18 protein-coding genes are annotated in these 16,560 nt (G+C 59.1%); 6 read left to right on the forward strand and 12 right to left on the reverse strand.

What is annotated here, in order from left to right; translation table 11 throughout:
- The first annotated feature begins 356 nt into the window (after window positions 1–356).
- Window positions 357–1,895 (forward strand): Fic family protein, encoded by a 1,539-nt coding sequence (locus JAO75_RS15860; protein ID WP_199050103.1) that lies wholly within the window; start codon window positions 357–359, stop codon window positions 1,893–1,895.
- A gap of 82 nt (window positions 1,896–1,977) precedes the next feature.
- On the opposite strand, the gene JAO75_RS15865 is transcribed toward JAO75_RS15860, so the two are convergent.
- Genes JAO75_RS15865 through JAO75_RS15885 form a run of 5 tightly spaced genes read right to left on the reverse strand, consistent with a single transcriptional unit; the run spans window position 1,978 to window position 6,560 of the window.
- Complete coding sequence (locus JAO75_RS15865) at window positions 1,978–2,820, reverse strand: hypothetical protein (RefSeq protein WP_199050104.1); 843 nt, start codon at window positions 2,818–2,820, stop codon at window positions 1,978–1,980.
- 60 nt (window positions 2,821–2,880) lie between these two features.
- Window positions 2,881–3,492 (reverse strand): PIN domain-containing protein, encoded by a 612-nt coding sequence (locus JAO75_RS15870; RefSeq protein WP_199050105.1) that lies wholly within the window; start codon window positions 3,490–3,492, stop codon window positions 2,881–2,883.
- The gene (locus JAO75_RS15875) at window positions 3,467–4,648 is read right to left on the reverse strand and encodes an XRE family transcriptional regulator (protein ID WP_199050106.1); all 1,182 of its coding nucleotides are present in this window, start codon (window positions 4,646–4,648) and stop codon (window positions 3,467–3,469) included. The genes JAO75_RS15870 and JAO75_RS15875 overlap by 26 nt, the downstream gene beginning before the upstream one ends.
- The gene (locus JAO75_RS15880; RefSeq protein ID WP_199050107.1) at window positions 4,645–6,006 is read right to left on the reverse strand and encodes a 7-cyano-7-deazaguanine synthase; all 1,362 of its coding nucleotides are present in this window, start codon (window positions 6,004–6,006) and stop codon (window positions 4,645–4,647) included. Before JAO75_RS15880 ends, JAO75_RS15875 begins: the two co-directional genes overlap by 4 nt.
- Window positions 6,003–6,560: a hypothetical protein gene (locus JAO75_RS15885; RefSeq protein ID WP_199050108.1), complete on the reverse strand. Its 558-nt coding sequence runs from the start codon at window positions 6,558–6,560 to the stop codon at window positions 6,003–6,005. Before JAO75_RS15885 ends, JAO75_RS15880 begins: the two co-directional genes overlap by 4 nt.
- A gap of 312 nt (window positions 6,561–6,872) precedes the next feature.
- On the opposite strand from JAO75_RS15885, the gene JAO75_RS15890 reads away from it, so the two are divergent.
- Window positions 6,873–7,115, forward strand: a complete 243-nt coding sequence (locus tag JAO75_RS15890) for a type II toxin-antitoxin system Phd/YefM family antitoxin (RefSeq protein ID WP_199050109.1) — start codon at window positions 6,873–6,875, stop codon at window positions 7,113–7,115.
- Window positions 7,116–7,559, forward strand: coding sequence for a PIN domain-containing protein (locus tag JAO75_RS15895; protein WP_199050110.1), 444 nt, complete (start codon window positions 7,116–7,118; stop codon window positions 7,557–7,559).
- 131 nt (window positions 7,560–7,690) lie between these two features.
- On the opposite strand, the gene JAO75_RS15900 is transcribed toward JAO75_RS15895, so the two are convergent.
- Both JAO75_RS15900 and JAO75_RS15905 read right to left on the reverse strand, forming a co-directional pair.
- Window positions 7,691–9,019, reverse strand: coding sequence for an IS5 family transposase (locus JAO75_RS15900; RefSeq protein WP_199050111.1), 1,329 nt, complete (start codon window positions 9,017–9,019; stop codon window positions 7,691–7,693).
- 165 nt (window positions 9,020–9,184) lie between these two features.
- Window positions 9,185–9,550 carry a DUF3572 domain-containing protein gene (locus tag JAO75_RS15905; RefSeq protein WP_199050112.1) on the reverse strand — a complete coding sequence of 122 codons (366 nt, stop codon included), beginning with the start codon at window positions 9,548–9,550 and terminating at the stop codon, window positions 9,185–9,187.
- A 779-nt stretch (window positions 9,551–10,329) separates the two neighbouring features.
- Between JAO75_RS15905 and JAO75_RS15910 the strand changes: the two genes are divergently transcribed.
- Window positions 10,330–11,430: a hypothetical protein gene (locus JAO75_RS15910; protein ID WP_199050113.1), complete on the forward strand. Its 1,101-nt coding sequence runs from the start codon at window positions 10,330–10,332 to the stop codon at window positions 11,428–11,430.
- 531 nt (window positions 11,431–11,961) lie between these two features.
- Window positions 11,962–12,825 carry a hypothetical protein gene (locus JAO75_RS15915; RefSeq protein WP_199050114.1) on the forward strand — a complete coding sequence of 288 codons (864 nt, stop codon included), beginning with the start codon at window positions 11,962–11,964 and terminating at the stop codon, window positions 12,823–12,825.
- A 169-nt stretch (window positions 12,826–12,994) separates the two neighbouring features.
- Here JAO75_RS15915 and JAO75_RS15920 read toward each other — a convergent pair whose 3' ends face one another.
- Together JAO75_RS15920 and JAO75_RS15925 are read right to left on the reverse strand one after the other, a co-directional pair.
- Window positions 12,995–13,351, reverse strand: coding sequence for an antitoxin Xre/MbcA/ParS toxin-binding domain-containing protein (locus tag JAO75_RS15920; protein WP_199050115.1), 357 nt, complete (start codon window positions 13,349–13,351; stop codon window positions 12,995–12,997).
- 76 nt (window positions 13,352–13,427) lie between these two features.
- On the reverse strand, window positions 13,428–13,760 hold the full coding sequence (locus JAO75_RS15925) for a hypothetical protein (protein ID WP_199050116.1): 333 nt from the start codon (window positions 13,758–13,760) through the stop codon (window positions 13,428–13,430).
- Between the two features lie 80 nt (window positions 13,761–13,840).
- On the opposite strand from JAO75_RS15925, the gene JAO75_RS15930 reads away from it, so the two are divergent.
- A complete protein-coding gene (locus tag JAO75_RS15930; protein ID WP_199050117.1) occupies window positions 13,841–14,479 on the forward strand; it encodes a hypothetical protein in 639 nt (212 codons plus the stop codon).
- Between the two features lie 19 nt (window positions 14,480–14,498).
- Here the strand turns inward: JAO75_RS15930 and JAO75_RS15935 are convergent, their stop codons facing one another.
- The 3 genes from JAO75_RS15935 to JAO75_RS15945 all read right to left on the reverse strand — a co-directional run bounded on the left by JAO75_RS15935 (window position 14,499) and on the right by JAO75_RS15945 (window position 16,294).
- On the reverse strand, window positions 14,499–15,122 hold the full coding sequence (locus JAO75_RS15935; RefSeq protein ID WP_199050118.1) for a hypothetical protein: 624 nt from the start codon (window positions 15,120–15,122) through the stop codon (window positions 14,499–14,501).
- Window positions 15,123–15,650: 528 nt separating this feature from the next.
- Window positions 15,651–16,046, reverse strand: coding sequence for a type II toxin-antitoxin system VapC family toxin (locus tag JAO75_RS15940; RefSeq protein ID WP_199050119.1), 396 nt, complete (start codon window positions 16,044–16,046; stop codon window positions 15,651–15,653).
- Complete coding sequence (locus tag JAO75_RS15945; protein ID WP_199050120.1) at window positions 16,046–16,294, reverse strand: hypothetical protein; 249 nt, start codon at window positions 16,292–16,294, stop codon at window positions 16,046–16,048. The genes JAO75_RS15940 and JAO75_RS15945 overlap by 1 nt, the downstream gene beginning before the upstream one ends.
- Window positions 16,295–16,560: the final 266 nt, after the last annotated feature.

The raw sequence follows: 16,560 nt of genomic DNA on the forward strand, positions 1-16,560 counted from the left end.
TCACCTCCCCGACCCGTCAATGCTGGCTTATTTAAGCCTGCTTGCTCATGGCAACGGTCGCATTGGGCTGATGTTACCCCGCATTACATGTGCGAAGGCGGCGATATGCTCCGCTGAGCATAGCGAATCCCGTGATCGTATGGGATCTGGAACCGGTTCTTACTTTCTGGCCGCTTAGAGCAGCTGGCATGGATCGCTAAAATTTTCCCCAACCTATTCATAAAATTAGATAGATAGCATTAAATACGTGAAATCATACGACATTAAAAACTTGTAATAATCCAGCATCCTTGACTTGTGATTGCACTGCATCATATACTTGATACCATACGACATAAAAAACTCGAAACCTCCCCATGGCTACACCGAATGAAAAACTTGCCAATTCCCTGAGCGCTCTGAAAGAGCTTCAGGACGGCGGGCGACGCATATTCAAATCCAGCGAGATCAGCCGCGTCCACCGGGAGCGCCTCATGCAGCAGGGATTTCTGCGTGAGGTTATCAAGGGCTGGCTCATGTCGACCGGACCGCAGGCGCAGGAAGGCGACACCACGCCCTGGTACGCCTCGTTCTGGGAGTTCTGCGCGCGCTATTGCAGCGACCGGTTCGGTACGGCGTGGCATCTGTCGCCGGAGCAGTCGCTGCTGCTCCATGCCGAGGCGACGGCCATCCCTGCGCAGGTGATTGTCAACAGCCCCAAAGGCACCAACAACAAGCTGAACATGCTGTTCGGCACATCACTCTACGACCTCAAGGTCAAAGAGATGCCGCCGGCAGACGACCTTGCCGAGAAAAACAGCCTGCGCCTCTACAACATTGATGCCGCGCTCCTACGGGTGTCCGAGCCGTTTTTCCAGCGCTCGCCTGTCGAAGCGCTGGTGGTGCTCGGCGCGGTGCGCGATGTCTCGGGCGTTCTCGGGCGGCTGCTCGACGGCGGCCATTCCGCCGTAGCGGGCCGTATTGCCGGCGCGTTCCGCCGCATCGGCCGCGATGGCTTTGCCGATGACATCGTCAAAACAATGAAAAGCGCGGGCTATGACGTGCGCGAAAGCGATCCGTTCTTGCAGGAGCAGCACGTCCGAGCCGTCGCGACGGGGGGCCCGCCGATCGTCGCCCGTCTGAACGCCATATGGGAGAGCCAGCGCCAGCTCGTCCTTGATGCGTTCCCGCAGGCTCCGGGGCTGCCGGACGACAAAGACCGCTACATGAAGTTCGTCGACGATATCTACCGGAGCGACGCCTACCACTCGCTGTCGATCGAGGGCTACAGCGTGACGCCCGAACTGATCGACCGTGTCCGACAGGGCGACTGGAACCCGCAAGCCGACGAGCAGGACCGGCAGAACCGCGACGCGCTCGCCGCGCGCGGCTACTGGCAGGCGTTCCAAAGCGTGAAGAAATCCGTCAGCGCCATCCTGGGCGGCGCGCCCGCCGGCGCGCTCGTGCACAACCAGCACCGCGACTGGTATCGTGAACTCTTCGGGCCTTCCGTCGCCGCCGGCATCCTGAGGGCCAGCGCGCTGGCCGGCTATCGCAGCCACCCGGTCTTTTTGCGCGGCTCATGGCATGTGCCGCCGCGCTCCGAAACAGTTGCCGACGGCATGAACGCGCTCTTCGAACTGCTGGAGAAGGAGACGGAGCCTGCCGTGCGCGCGGTGCTCGGCCACTGGCTCGTCGGCTACGTGCATCCCTATCCCGACGGAAACGGCCGCATGGCCCGCTTCCTCATGAACGCCATGCTGGCTTCTGGCGGCTATCCATGGACGGTCGTGCGCGTGGAGGACAGGACCCGGTATCTCGCACGCCTTGAAACAGCAAGCGTCGAAATGAATGTCGGGCCGTTCGCGGTGTTCCTTGCCGAGCGCCTGAGGTGGTCGGCCGAACAGGTGGGCTGACCGTTACCGTTCGCAACGCCGCGCTGCGAGGTGGCGGGCATCCCAAGCTCGCTCGCCCTCGTATTGCGACGGCGATCGTACCTCATTGGGCACGCCTCATGCGGTCGTGTTCGGCCATCAGAAAAGTCACGTAACTGCGGATCAGATTGCAGTAGAGGCGCCCCACGTCAGCATCGATCGTGATGCCGCTCTTGAGATCGGCACCGTGCCGGACACCGCCGCCAGTCGGCGAAGAAAGATAGCCGTGCAAAGTGGTGAGCCAGCCCAGAACCTGCTCGATGGTCTGGCCCTTCTTGTGCGTCCTCAGCTCCTGCACGATCTTGTTGAAATACTTCCCTTCTATCGTCGTCTCGCCTGCGCTGAGGCCCTTGAACGCTGTAGCTACCGATTCCATCAGCCACAGGATTTCCTGGACGGCTTGCCGCGGATGACCCTCGGCGAGCAGTTTCTCGGACTGCTGTAAGGATTGTTGCACGATATCCTGCGCCTGCTCGTCGAGCGACCGATAGCGTTCGGGCACTGCGATCGGCTGATGGAGGCCCACGGTGACAAGCGCCGGCGGCCTGATCTCGTAACCAACACTATGCTCGACAAGAATCCGGTTCATGCGGCCTACGTCAGGAACGGCAAGACCGTCATCGTTGCGCAACGCTTCGCAGCCCTCGTAAAAGGCCTCAATGAAGAGAGGCGCATTGTCCGCGGCCTGCCCCATCATGTTGCTGAGGTCAGACTCTGCCCAGCTCTCCGAAGAGCTTCGGCTGGACGTAGCGCCTAACGCCCCAGCGTAATAGCTCTTGAAGTGCTCAAGGATCGTCCATCGGTCACCCTGCGCCGCGATCTTCCCGATCAATGTGTCGAATGCCCAGATTGCCTCGCGGGGCATCGCGCCCGGGGAGTCGAACCGCCACCTACTGTCCAGCTTCATGAAACGTGCCCTCTGCTGTGATTACACTGCACGGGCAGGAGCGTGCTGAGCGCTGTCATACTATGCGATCCTCCGGACGGACTTGGGCAAACTCACGCATTCTGATGCACGCGCAGGGCCGATCAGCTGTGAGAGCTCCTCGACAAACTCCGGCGGTACGCGCATCCGGCCGATCTTCAGGGCCCCGACGACGGCGTCGATGTGATCAGCGCCAAGGGCCGCGCCCACGGCCTCATGCATCAAAATCTCCGCGGTGCAGCGAATCGGAAGGCTTGCATACGTCGCGGCGCAGAGGCTCCGCGCCTTGCGCTCATCGAGCAGCGCCACGCCGCCCAACTCAATGGCACAAGCGATGGTGGCCGCCTCGCCGTCGTCCAGCGTCACGCGGGCGGATCCATCGATCAGCGCTTCGTATATCGGTGCGCCCGCAGCCCCGATCTCCACGCGGCTGACGGCACCTGCATCGATTAGTTCGCGAAGCTGCCGGCCGTCGTCGTGGCCTCTAAGTGCCCCGTTCTCAAGTTCAATGACGGTGTTTCCGGACACAGCCACGCGGCAGGGGAGCGCCCTAATGATCTCGGCAGCGCGGCCGGAGGCATTGAGATTAATCACAATGCTCGCATCAGCAACGAGAACGGCGTCCGGACTAGCGAAGAATTTTGACGAGCTCATCAGCTTCGCTTTCCTCCCGCTCTGCACCGTCCAGCACTTCCCTTATACCGTGACGGTCAAGGTGCAGAAGCCGTGCGAGCTGACCCTCGCTGTAGAGTTCCTTCTTCCAGGCTTCGCGCGCAAGAAGAGCAAGGCGCGGTGGCACAAGCCCCCTCGATGCGACTGAAATATCCGGCCGGGGCATATCACCCAGCACTTCGCGCACCTGCGCGTCCGTGATACCGCCGTTTCCCTGAAACCAGTCCCAGGTTCCTTCGCGGGCAAGCGTTAGCTCCTCAAGGCGTCGCACCATGGCTTCGCGCGACACGCCAAAGGTATGGGACAAGAGAATGACGTGCCGGCGAGTGAGGTGCGACTGCCCAGCAGTTATCTCGGCAAAGCGCTGGCGTACAGCGCGCGCAGGCGTGATGAAGTTGCGCTGGAATATGTTGGCATAGCGCTCTTCACGGGACATGAAACGTTCGTCCTCGGTCAGAACTTCCGGCTGCCTGCGCGTCGAAACGACATGCGCCAGTTCATGCGCGCCCGTCTGTGCCAATCGCTCATAGGGGTGGTTTGCGTTCAGGAGGATGCAGGCGCCGACGGCCTCGTCATAGGAAAATAGCCCCGAGACCTTCCCCTGCAAGGGCCTCACATAGACACGAATGCCGAGCTGAAGGTCGAGAATAGAAACTATATCCGTGATTGGGCCGGGACCCAGTCCGAGCCAGTCCCGCAATTCCTGCGCATCCTGCTCGGCCTGCGTGCGCACCTCGCCCGGCAGTATGGGCCGCTCCGGCGGGTAATTGCGCGCGCGTGATACGCCCAGTGCGTTCTCGAGCTCGACTTCGGCGCTTACAAGATCATTGAGGAGCCGGGTGGCGCGCTCGACATCATCATCATTGCTGTCGTCCAGTTTACGGAAGCGCGGAACCATATCCAGATGAATCGCCTCGCGGCGCAGGATGGCGTTGGCAGACGTCCGGTATGACGTCGCGAGCTTTTGCAACTCGTCGATTTGGATACGGCGCTTACCCTGCTCGATAGCAACGATGGTGGTTCGCGCAGCTCCGATTACGTCCGCCGCCTGCTTCTGGGTAAGTCTTACTCCCTCGCGCGCCAGGCGCAGACGTTCACCTATCTCGCTGTCGGTCAGACGTTCGCTATTCCCAATCATTGATCTGCCCGCGTCCACTGCCGGAGGAAGGAACGCGCTCCTATGCTTTTCAAGAAAGAATTCCATTCGGCGGCGTGCCGCTGGAGCATGCCCCGCAGCCGCTCTTCAGCAACCGCCGGCGCCATATCGAGGGCGGCGGCTGTCAGCGCCGCATGCCTTGCAACCGTCGGACGATTATCTTGGTCCGCCATATCGGCGAGGTGATCGAGGTGCAGCGTTCCGGCAATCGCATATTCGCGGAACGCCGGGCTCATTCTCGTGAAGCCTTCCTGAACGGACGCTTCGAAGGTCGGCGCGGTCAGGTCGCTGCAGATGTAGCCTTCGCCCGTTTCGGACAGCCTGGCCGCATTGATACTCATACGGCGCAGCATGCACGCGGCGCAGATGCCGCACTGGAGAAGCTTGCCGTTCAGCGCGCTCCACTGTGCGCCACGCCAGCACGACTTCGTATCGCGCCATGAGTCGCTGTCAGGAAGGGCGGTGAATTCCCGCAGCGTTTCGCCCTTCGTGTGCCACAGCCGCGGAAAGACAAACCGTACAGGATGGCGCAGCAAGGCTTTCATGAATTTCTCCATCCGCGCCGTGAAGAGAGGATGATTGCGAAAGTCGGGATAAGCATGCGCCGCCGTTATCAGGGCCGGGCCGAATATACCCTGGCCGCTCTCCGGAATGATGATTTGATCGGCTTCCGTCAGGTAGGCAGCAAGGCCGCTGATCAGGGCGAACTTGAAGCCCCGGTTCCGCGCGCTTGCTTCTCCGGTCGCCGATACCGAATAAGGCACTCTCGTAAATGGCTCGCGCTTTTCCTTCGCGGGCCGGCCGCTGGCCTTGGAGCCGACACGCACCCGCACCAGCCGTTCGCCAAGGGAGACGTTCAAGATCCCAGCGACGGCGCGGGAATCCATACCGTCGCTGTAAGCGATCACGGCCTCGGTTTCGATGGGCAGTTGCAGGTACTCCTGAGAGGGTGCGCGCGCCGCGCTCTTTCGGTGCGAAAATTCAATTGACCAGTCATCTCCCGTCAGGAACCGGAGCGCCTCATGCAGCGCCTCGATGACTGTGGGGGATGACCATCTGTCGGGCTCATGAACGGGTATGCGGAGTTCGATCTTGCGGGTCCAGCCAAGCGCAGGGCGCTTCGTCGACCGGTCAGCGTACTCAACGGCAGCTGCAAGGATCATGGCGTCGTGAACGACAGGCTCCCAGCGCGCGAAGGCATACGACTGGAGCCCCGCCGTCGAGAAGCGAATGTCGCGCTCCAGATCGAACGCCCGACGTCCTTTGCGCGGCTGGCGGCCGGCTTCGACAACGTCGATCGCGGTCTCGGGAATTCTGGGAATGTAAGCATGAACATTCATAGCGGCGGCCCGTCATCTACGTCCTTGCGCACCGGAAGATTGACCGAGCGCCTCTGCGGCGGCCTGTCAGAGGACAGGATTTCACGGGCAAGAGCGCCGCAGTCAAACTGCTGGCGCGCGGCCTGCTGCCGTTCGCGCACATAGCGGCTGCTGCGCGGGTGCGCTTCGCGCTGGTAGTGCTCTTCGATGCTGCGCATGGCGCTGCGCCCCGTATCTTCAAGCGCCATGCTCACAGCGACGTACGTTCCGGCATCCCCAGAGAGGCCCCTGCCCGCGGCCGCCACGGCGCAGTCGATCGCGAGTTGGGCGGGGGCGGAGCCGGGGTGCCTGCTGCGCAGCGCCTCCAGCTTCTCGATGCGTATAGACGGAAAGAGGGTATCCGAACCCATGATGTCGCGGATGGTCCTGAGCGGGGCTTGAAGGATGTCCCGTTTGAGCGCGAAGGTAAGCGCCTCACGCACATCGTCGGCTGCGTAGGCTGCTATCGCGGCACGCTGGGCATACGTCCGCCAGTGGGGACGAAGGGGCAGACTCTTGTGAGGTCCGTCGCTCATAGGGCAACCTCCATGTCAGCATGATATGGAAAAGACGCTGACAATGTCAATGAAGATCGGAACAGTTGTATCTAATAACATATCATACAACCCGGGCCAGCTATCAGAGGACGGTCCATATGTCGACTGAACAGCAACAACATAGCAAGACGCCCTAAGGTAACTTTGCTGCAACTTGCTCGTCTTTACTGCACCGCTGGACCCAGACCAAATTCCTAGCCTTAGGCGATGGTAGAGCGCCAAATCATTGACAATTAAGAGCCTCTACCCAATATGGCTACAGTGGTCATATTCTTCTGGAGAGGTGATGTCATGCAGGAAGTTCAGCTCAAGGACGCTAAGGCATCCCTGTCCGCCATCGTTGATCGCGCAGCCGCCGGTGAGGAGATCGTGATCACTCGCCACGGTCGAAAGGAAGCTGTTCTTATTTCCTGGGACGAGTTCCAGCGTCTCTCAACCATTCCGTCCTTCGGTAAGATCCTCATGGCAGCGCCAATCGAAGCAGGAGACATTCCCGAGCGGGATGAGCCGCCACATCAATCCGAGGAGTTTTAGGTGTATCTGGTCGACACAAACGTCATCTCTGCCAGAGCACCATCCAAAAGCCGCCCGTCGGACGAACTCGTCGGGTGGATGGATGTCATGTCTCCGAGACTGTTTATCTCTGTTATCACAACGGGAGAGGTGATCGCGGGCATTGCAAAAGCTCTGCGCGAAGGAGCCACGACAAAGGCAAGCAACCTGGAGGCATGGTGGGCTGCTGTGGAGCATCTTTATGGACCTCGCATCCTGCCTTTTGACGGTGCGGCTGCGAGGGCTGCCGGACGGCTTCTCGACAAGGCTCGCAGCATCGGTCAATCGCCTGGATGGGCGGATCTTGCCATCGCTGGGACGGCGAAGGCTCATGGGCTCACAGTGGTGACGCGCAACCTCAAGCATTTCGAGCCGCTTGGCATTGAGTGCCTTGATCCGTTCAGACAGCTTCCACCGCTACCCTGATGATAGATCCCGCGTTGCTCCTCTAATCACAGTAGCCCGGCCTTGGATCAGGGAAGTAGCCAAGCACATGTCTCATCTCTGATAAGTAGTCGGCCCTGAATAATGCGGCTGCGCGGGGCTGGTGCTGGGTTTCAGGCAACCTGCGAAGTATCTGGTTGCGCGGATAAATTGATCAGGGCTGCTACGAGCCAAGCCATAAAAACCCTGAGCCAGTTCAGGATCAGCCGCAGATTGTGCCCGGCTGCCACGAGCAGCGCATTGATCGCATCGCCGGCGGCTCCGAGCAGGTGATTGCGTCCAAGCCGCCCGTCCGCCTTCATGTGCCCAATCATCGGCTCGATCGCTGACCGGCGTCTCAGTTCCCGTTTGATTGTCGGCGTCAGCCCCCGCCGCTGGCGCGTGATGAACACCTGATCCGTCTTGGCATAGTCGTGTCCGCGATAGCCCTGGTCGACGTAGATGCGCGCGGGCTCCACGTCCGTCATGGCGATGACCTGGTCTATGGTGGCGTCTAACGTATGGCCATCATACGGATTGCCCTCCAGCGATTTGGAAGCGAGGACGAAGCCCTCCCGGTTGGTCACCGCCAGCGCGACCTTGGAGCCAAATTCGTACGGCCGGTGCGCCTTGCCTTTGGCGATGCACACCACCTCTGGAGCGTGAAGACTATAGAGCTTGTTCTTGCTCGTGCGCTCCTGCATCAGGAGGCGCTCTGTGAGGCCGAGCAGAGGTGCAAAGCGAAGGGCGAGGCCCTCGTCACCGGCGACTTTCCTGGCGACATCGCGATACACGCGTCCGAGATAGGTCTTCAGCCGCTTGAGCTCTCGCCGCATGCGCCGCATCTGCCGCGCATGAGCATAGCGGCCGACCTGAACGGCGGCGCGCTTGGCCAGGCGGGTGTGGGCCTGACGCAGCGTGAGGCCATGCCGCCTGGCCTGCCGCACGAGGGCGTGGAGAGCCTTGAGATAAAGCTTCGCGTCAGTGGGATGGGTGATGGCCTTGGGCTGCACCGTGGTGTCGACGCTGATCCGCTCCAAACTGGAGGGCTGCACCGCGCCCGTGTTGAGCCCGGCCTGGATCGTGGCGGCCAGCAGCGTCTCCAGACCCTCGGGTCCGAGCCGCTTGCGCCAGCGCGTGAGCGAGCTGGGATCGCACGGCAACTGATGCTGGAAGTACTCACAGCCGCAGAACCACTGCCAATAGGGATTCTCAATCCAGCGCTGCACCACGGCTTCATCGGACAAATTGAAGGTGTGCTGGAGATACGACAGCCCCACCATCAGGCGGGTGGGCTTCGCAGGCCGGCCGAGCGGGCGATAGAAGCGGCCGAACTCGTGATCAAACCTGTCCCAATCGATGAGACCGGCGAGCCGAAACAGCTCGTGACGCTGATCGAGGATCTGATCGAGACGGCTGCGGTAGAGATCGCCGGAGGTGGGCAGCGTCGGCTTGGGTCCCATGGCAAAACACCAGCTTTGAGCGGGTCAGCACCCAGATGCCGGCATTTTACGATGCTTCGCTAAGACGAAGAATCCTTCAACCTCAATAAGTTGTGGGTTGTTCAGGGCCGACTAAGTAACGGTTATCGGGTGTGAGCCCGAACCGTCATCGGGATGGCTGCTCCTTCAGTGGAATAGGTTGCGCCTCGGCAGTTGAGGGGCTGCGTCAACCTTCTTATCCTCATTGGATGGCATCATGTCTGGCTCTGGCGACAGATGCACGATAGCCGCCAAGATCGCGGCTGGCCGGAGCTTCAGTTCCTCATCAATTGCTTTCAGAAGTTCATCGTCCTTCGCCACATACTCGAGAACGCCCAGCAGGAAATGCGATGATGTCGCCGACGCCCGGATCGTCTCAGGCTGCAGGCCCGTGACGTTCAGAAACTGGATGATCCGATCGACATCCGCGACGATGAAGTTCAGGACTTGGATGGCGACACTCTCGGCATCGCTCTGGCCGGCGATACCCCTGCCTTGGAATGTCTCAGTCATCTCAGCCTCCGCTGCGCCTCGTGTCTGTCGATACGCTGGAATCTGTGTCTTAGCTTAAGAAAACTCAGCTATGCTAGATATGTTATGAACTTAATGCTTGCTCCCCTGCCGCGCCCACGCAAAAGCGATGAGACCCATGACCAGTGCCGCACCAGGAGCAATCATCTGAAGCCAGAACTCCGCACTTTTTAAGTACTCGACTGTTGTCATTGAAGTCCCCTCAGAACAGCCTTCGCTCGAAAAACTAATAATCCGCGACCACCGATGCAACCCACGTCCAGGAAGGCATTTCACAGGGGCTTGGCGCCCGGGCTGCGAGACCGAGCGTGCTGTACATGCATGGTAATCCCTAAGACAGGTGAGCTCACCTAAAGGCTGAATCTGCTCTGGCGCTCGGCTCCCCCGATATCGCCAGCGCATTCGCCTCAAACCCTGAGAACCGTAAGCCTATGTGGCCGGTTTGGGTCAGGCCCCAGAGGCGATACGGTCACGATCAGCTGACTGTGGAGGCTGTAGCCGGGTCTCATCTTGGGAGAGGCACTGCAATTACAGCGGAAGAGCTTGGCGAGCACCGTAACTCTCAGATGGTGCAATCTATATAGATGGCGGCCGGCTCATCATCCTCCGCACGGTAAGATGGATCAAGACCAAGCGGTTGGAATTTTGCAGGTGCGGTGCTAATCCCCTGCCCGTCCCGACATCATACCTTTCCACGCGGAGAGATGCGGACACTTCGTCTTCCCGCCTCAAAGACCTCTTCAACGATCAGGATTTACCAGATGCCCGGCATCGCACGTCAGTTCGAGCCGCAGATTACCCGTAGCGGTGGTGCACCCTCCAAGTACCGTTTCGTCGTCCGCTGCTCGGACTGTGCCAGTACGGACGCCTACGAGGCCTCTAAGCCGACCAGCAACGAGACAGTCAAAAGCTACTTCGACGAGCGTGGCTGGCTCCTTGGCCGGGAGCGCTCCTATGACCTGTGCCCGGCCTGTCTCGCCCGTCCGCGCCGTGACGGCAAGGCGGACGACGGGCGCCGCCGTGCAACAGCCGACATCCTCGCCCGACACCTGGGCAAGCCTGAAGCTCTGGCCGCAGAGGTCTTCCGGCCCAAGGACACTGCGCCGCCGCAACCATCCCCTCCAAGGATCGCGCAACAACCCAAATCCACGCCCTCCCTGTCACCTGAAGTCGAGGAGACTCTGGCCGGCATGGCAGCGGACCTGAAAGGCTTGCGTGCGGCGGTGGAACTCATGGCGGATCAGGTGTGCAAGCTGGTGGTGCTCGGGGGCCAGCAGCTCGAAGCCGTTGCGCGCTTGGCCCCTGCCCTCCTCCAGTCGGCCGAAGGTCTCTCAGGCAGCCTCCGGCAGGTTGCCAATGCCGTTCAGTTGATTCCGCATCCGTCACCGGCAGGAGATGTGCAGCCCCCACCGGATCCTTCGTCCGGCGTGGACGAGATGCGAGGCGGTGATCCTGAACCGGCAGCGGCACCCGTTGCGGAGGTGCAATCATCCTCAGGGCAGGCTCGGGGTGAGCGAACAGCAAAGGAACGGACAGCTCGATCCACTGCCGCTCCAGTCGTCGTCCGGTCGATTGCAGATGCCAAGCGCTCGGACCGGTACTACACCTCCATCCGCCTGCCGCGCGACCTGTGGGACAGGTCCGGGTTTGGGCCGGATGACCGCCTCCTGCTCGACTGGAGCGGCAAGGCTCTGACCATCGAGCGTGCGACAGAGGGCGGCGTGAAGCCGAAATCGATCGGTGACACCTCTGTGGTGCTGCAATCCTGGAAGCTCGGCAACCTCAACCTCGATCAGCCCAAGACCGCCGGTGCCGACGGCTCTCTGCGCCTGACTGCAGGGCGCCGCAGCCCTGAGACCTGATTGTCGTGACGAGCATAGAGATCGCTCTGATTCCCGATCAACCCACAGGTCGTGGATAGAGTCGTGCGGCTGGCCGATCCTGAGCTAGGCTAGTGACCTGGCGTGGACTGCGATCGAATCCCGCGCCTTGATCGGATCCGCTGAGTTCTGCAACTCAGCAATCCTGAAACCATCTTGAGGTCGCTGGTGCGCCTAAACTTGAGCAGCTGCTTTTAGCAAGGTACCGCTCAGCACTGGTTGTACGAACGCCCACTGCGCGTTTACCGAAAAATGACATGCGGTTGGACAATCAACAGTCCCTTTGCGAATGTTGTGAAAAATTTGGGGCGTTGGACTGTGCCGCTGCGCTGGAAGCCGACTATCCCGGAGGATAATAACCCAGAGGATCTGACGGGTAGCCTCCGGCACTATGCTTTTGCTCGGGTAACCCGGGCCCAAAATGGGCCTGATCAGGGCCGTTTTCGATGGTACCTGAACGATCTGCCAGGCGCGGCTATCATCAGAAAGCAAGGCGTTGAGGACAGTCTCGAATTGGCGAAGACGGTTGCTAACGCCCAGTTCCAGAGCTGGCTCACCTGGGTGGGCCTTGCTCCGGCCGATGCCAACTTGGAGTCTGAGCCGGCAGCCTCAAGTAACCTGACACCTCTCCCCTCACCTACCAGGCTGATCAGTCCGACAGAACAACGGCTGCCTCGGTATCTCGCCCCATTATGCGAGGGCTTGGTCGGCTTTTTCGAAGAACACGGCCTCCACCTGGACCAGCTCTATACTTGGAAGATCCCGCCGGTCCCAAGCTTTGTTCCTTTTGAGCGAGAGTCAGATAGTCTGGCTAAGGCCAACGCCCGTCTCAAACGGGTTCTTTCGGCCATATGGCATGGTCAACCCGACAGCCGTTATGAGCTCGCAGAATGGTATGTCGCTAAATGGGGTGGGGTCTACAACCGAGAGGCGACGCTCCGGACTTGTATCGCGCAGTCTGACGAGGAGCTCATAGGCCGTGGCACATCCGGCGTGGCTACATGGAGCAAGCTGCTCGCCATCCGGAACCCAGACCGTTTTGCGATTTTCGACGCCCGCGTTTCCGTAGCCCTCAATGCTCTGCAGATTGTCCAGGATCATAAGCGGCCGATCTTCTTCCCAAATCTGCCGAGCAAAAACAGAACTGTTAGGGAATTCCAGGATTGGATAAGGGGCCGCGATCAAGGCAGAGGCCATAAGGCTTTTCCAGCCCGAGCCTACGGCATCTATCTGAAGGTTCTGTCCGAGGTCGTCCGGCAACTCAACTTGGCGTCCATCGATGAAATCGAAATGCTTCTGTTCGCCCAGGCGGAGATTCTTGCCCGGAGAGCAATGTCGCACCCTACCATGTTGCAATCGTCTATAGCAGCCGCGTAGTTTAGCGGAACGGCCAGCCTCGTCTGCCTCCGGGCAAATTCTCTCAGGCCTTGGGTCATGGGAGTCAGCGGTAAGAACCGACTACTCATTCCCTCACGATCTGAGCAAGAGCGCCCCTCTACTGATCCTCCTGAATATTGTTGGACGACCCGCGTCAGGCAGCACAGATCTAGAGGTTACGGCGGCTCTGTAGATAATCGAGAACGTTCCGGAGACCGACGTTCGTTCGTATCAACTTGATCGGAATTCCCTCCAGAACGGTGTTATGGCTGTTGAGCCAAGATGCAGCCACGGCCGCATCACCACTGGCGAACGTGTCGAGCAAATCGTGCACGCGGAGGAAGAGGGTCGCATTCTCGAAACTGTTCCAATCACCTTGCACGGGGATAGCACCGTTTTCCAGGTTGGAAACTCCGGAGATCATAGCGAGATCTTGTTCTAGGATTCCAAGCCGACGGGCTGCTCGAGCAACAGCCTTCGATATGAGAGCTACGTCGCTTGGCTTCGCGCAATTTTCGTCGCTCACGGATCAGCTCCATCACCTAAGATACCCGAACTCACAACTCAGCTGGGGTCCAGTCGTCTCCCCGATGAAGCACTTTTCAGCTCTTGTCTCCAGTTTCCAAAAATTTGAGCAACTCACAGTCTTGTTTGTGGCCTAGAGCTTTTGCAATGAAGTCGCCTTTCCCTTTTTCCGGATGTACGTTGCGACATATCGGGCAGGTCGGGATCCAGGGCCCGTCACCACCAGACGACATGTAGCCACTACCCTGTCCTTGCGTAAAACTTGACCATTCTAAACGCTTCAGCAACTGCACCATCGCGGCACTTGACACCTCCATCCGATCAAGGCGATCAGCAGCACCAAGGAGCAGCGTGCCGCCCTCATGACCGCTCTTAGCCAAGTACCTCAGTTTGTCGGCTTCCTCGCTCAAATTCAGTTCTCCAGTTTGCAGCTTTCCTAGCCGCTGATTCGATGGAAGGTTAGCAACGACTCCAAGTGTAGAGAGATGACATGAGCGCACAAGATCCGGATCAGCCAAATGAGGGTGGCTACTCTGCCGAGGCTATCTCTGTCCTTGAGGGGCTTGAGCGTCGACGCCCCTGGAGCCTACTCGCTACAGGGGAAGCGGCAAAAGCTCTCACACCGAGCGTGACAAAGGATATCGAACGAATCTTCGAGCTGTTTCCATCCATTCCGTTCCTGACCCTACACACTGCAGAAGGGGAGGGCATGGTCACACGCGACTATCCAAGCGGCTACACGCAGCGGGTCAACGCATTTCTTGCGAACATATTCGAGCAGAATTCCGAGATTATAGGCATCACCTTCCCCGCCCGGGATGGACATCCGGCGCATACCGCGACCCGCATAGATCCATTCTGGTCGCCCGACTACAAGGCACGTGCGGAGAAAGTCAGGGACTGTGTCGCAGCTATACTAACGGAGAGGGCGAACTCCTCACAAATCTCGGTCGAGGAGATGAAACATCGTCGTAAGATTGTTGAACAGGCGCAGCACAACAATCTCTTAGCTGGGATTACGAGAGACCAGGCAACAGATCCGATCTTCGAAGCTTACATTCATGGTGACATCGAAGCTACCGACATAGGACGCATCCTTGAGCGCTTGAGCGATCTCGACAAAGAGTGAGGCGTAGCCACCTTCGCAGTTACTCTTGGCGCTGCCGGCTCTCACTTCGCCTATTGGCGATCTCATTGGCCGCGACCGCTGCCCAGCCCAGAACACCAACGATGGCAGGCGTTGCGAAGAATGCCAGCACTTCTGTCCCGTTCATGAAGCCGGTCTGCAAAGACCACCAACCCAAAAGCAACAGGACCAAAGGTCCGAAAAGGACGAGGAGAGAGAACTTTGTAAAGCTGACTGGACGCTGCCGTTCTTCACTCCGCCTGTTCGCAATCTCGTTGGCCAGGAGAGCGGCCCAGGCCAAGAACAAGACACTGGCAGGGGCCACCGCGCTGGCGACAAACAATGCCTCGCTGATGTAGCCGGCGCTGCACGCCCACCAGCCCAGGAGCACCATGACAACAGGTACGGAAAGGTGGAAAAGAGATAACTTAGTGAAACTCCAAGGTCGCTGCTGTCTTTCGCTTCGCCGGTTGGCAATTTCATTTGCCACGATGGCGGCCCAAGCTAGAACCAAGACGGCAGCGGGCGTTCCGAGAAACGCTAAAAACGCTAGTCCATCTATATAGCCAGCTTCCAGAAGCGACCAGCCCAAGAGCAACATAAGAGCGGGAAGGACCAGATGCCCAAGAGCAAACTTACGAAGCATGGCAGCGCTCAAACGGGGACAACAGGGCAGTTCCTCAGATGACGGCCCGCACAACAATGCCAAAGTGCACCGTAAATGCAACATGAAGTAGGTAGGTGCAATCTTGGTTAAGACAGGGGGCGGCTTAACCTCAACCGTAAGGTCTTCGAAAGTGAGCTAAAACAGCGGGATCGCTTCAGGGAGGCGGCCCGGGAGAAAAGCGAGTGAGTCCCGTAAACTCACTCGCTTCCCAGGATGGAAAGAAAAACAACCCTTTAGCAGAGGGCAGGACAGGTTTTTCGTTAGGGCTATCGCTCCCAACAACCGTCCTTACGTTCCTTCCTCAAGAAGCGTAATTGACCAGCGTGCATGTAGTCAATTGAGCTTTGTGATAGTTAGAGAAGCTTCCTCTCGCTATGAGCTTTTGCTCAACGCATCCGACATGCTGATATTCTTTGCATGGCGCAAGCGATCGCCATAAGCGAGTTGCGAAAGCTCTCACTCGCTCGGCTAGAAGACGGATCGAAATGAGGTCGCGACAGGCGCGGCTCAAGCAAGATCAGTTTTTGCGAAGTCGTTTCCCTTATAAAGCAACGGGACGCGATAGGCTTTCGCGCAAGCATACGAGAATACGTCGCCCAAATTCAGCTTCGCGCCATGGCCAGTGCCCTTGCCATATTGCGCATAGGCGCGGACGGCATTGTTACCGATTTCCGCTGTGATGCTGACGGTCTGCACCTTCAAGGCGCTCAAAAGCTCGCTTACAATCTCCTGAGACGCAGGGATCTCGATTTCCTTCTTGGTGGCGAACGTGATCACGGCCTCGGTCACGGACACCGGCGAGGTAATGAGGTTGGTTTTCGCCTCATCGATCTTGCGCGCCATATCCTCGGCTTCTTCCTCGCCAGCGAGCATGGCGATGATGGCGGACGTCTCGATATACATTACTCCCCCCAAAGCTCGTCAGAAGCGTTCTTCTCGGCGTCCCAATCAATGCGCCTGATGGGCTTTCCGATGGCGCGAGCCTTCGCCAGAACCGGGCCGATTTTCTCCAGGGTGCTGGTGCGGGACTCCTCGCGCTCGATCTCCTGCACCACAACCTGCCGCAACACGTCCGCCACGGTCTTGTTCTTGCGCTGAGCCAGAACCTTCAGCTGCTGAACCACTGTTTCATCCTTGATCAAGTAGGTCATCGTCTCGCTCGTGTGCAGTATATCCCTATCTGGTATATAAGTATATACCAGATAGGGATATACTGACAAGCGGAAATATAGGCCGCGTCAGGCTCTTATGCCGGAAGGCTAAGCCTTTCGTGAAGCCGGATAAGTCCTTGAAGAACTTGAGTCAGTGTACAGATCGCTTTATGTTGAGGCCTGAAGTGGGAAGAGGGCTTTCGCCTCCCCGTTTCCTCTAAGATCCAGAATTGGACCCGGATAGACAGCCGCCAAGCCGTCCGGGT

The sequence above is a fragment of the Microvirga splendida genome (assembly GCF_016427565.1).
GTDB lineage: Bacteria > Pseudomonadota > Alphaproteobacteria > Rhizobiales > Beijerinckiaceae > Microvirga > Microvirga splendida.

Bases quoted from the DNA above. Each gene is read 5' to 3' on its own strand.
- JAO75_RS15860 (WP_199050103.1), top strand. From the start codon at position 357: ATGGCTACACCGAATGAAAAACTTGCCAATTCCCTGAGCGCTCTGAAA.
- JAO75_RS15865 (WP_199050104.1), bottom strand. From the start codon at position 2,820: ATGAAGCTGGACAGTAGGTGGCGGTTCGACTCCCCGGGCGCGATGCCC.
- JAO75_RS15870 (WP_199050105.1), bottom strand. From the start codon at position 3,492: ATGAGCTCGTCAAAATTCTTCGCTAGTCCGGACGCCGTTCTCGTTGCT.
- JAO75_RS15875 (WP_199050106.1), bottom strand. From the start codon at position 4,648: ATGATTGGGAATAGCGAACGTCTGACCGACAGCGAGATAGGTGAACGT.
- JAO75_RS15880 (WP_199050107.1), bottom strand. From the start codon at position 6,006: ATGAATGTTCATGCTTACATTCCCAGAATTCCCGAGACCGCGATCGAC.
- JAO75_RS15885 (WP_199050108.1), bottom strand. From the start codon at position 6,560: ATGAGCGACGGACCTCACAAGAGTCTGCCCCTTCGTCCCCACTGGCGG.
- JAO75_RS15890 (WP_199050109.1), top strand. From the start codon at position 6,873: ATGCAGGAAGTTCAGCTCAAGGACGCTAAGGCATCCCTGTCCGCCATC.
- JAO75_RS15900 (WP_199050111.1), bottom strand. From the start codon at position 9,019: ATGGGACCCAAGCCGACGCTGCCCACCTCCGGCGATCTCTACCGCAGC.
- JAO75_RS15905 (WP_199050112.1), bottom strand. From the start codon at position 9,550: ATGACTGAGACATTCCAAGGCAGGGGTATCGCCGGCCAGAGCGATGCC.
- JAO75_RS15910 (WP_199050113.1), top strand. From the start codon at position 10,330: ATGCCCGGCATCGCACGTCAGTTCGAGCCGCAGATTACCCGTAGCGGT.
- JAO75_RS15930 (WP_199050117.1), top strand. From the start codon at position 13,841: ATGAGCGCACAAGATCCGGATCAGCCAAATGAGGGTGGCTACTCTGCC.
- JAO75_RS15935 (WP_199050118.1), bottom strand. From the start codon at position 15,122: ATGCTTCGTAAGTTTGCTCTTGGGCATCTGGTCCTTCCCGCTCTTATG.
- JAO75_RS15940 (WP_199050119.1), bottom strand. From the start codon at position 16,046: ATGTATATCGAGACGTCCGCCATCATCGCCATGCTCGCTGGCGAGGAA.
- JAO75_RS15945 (WP_199050120.1), bottom strand. From the start codon at position 16,294: ATGACCTACTTGATCAAGGATGAAACAGTGGTTCAGCAGCTGAAGGTT.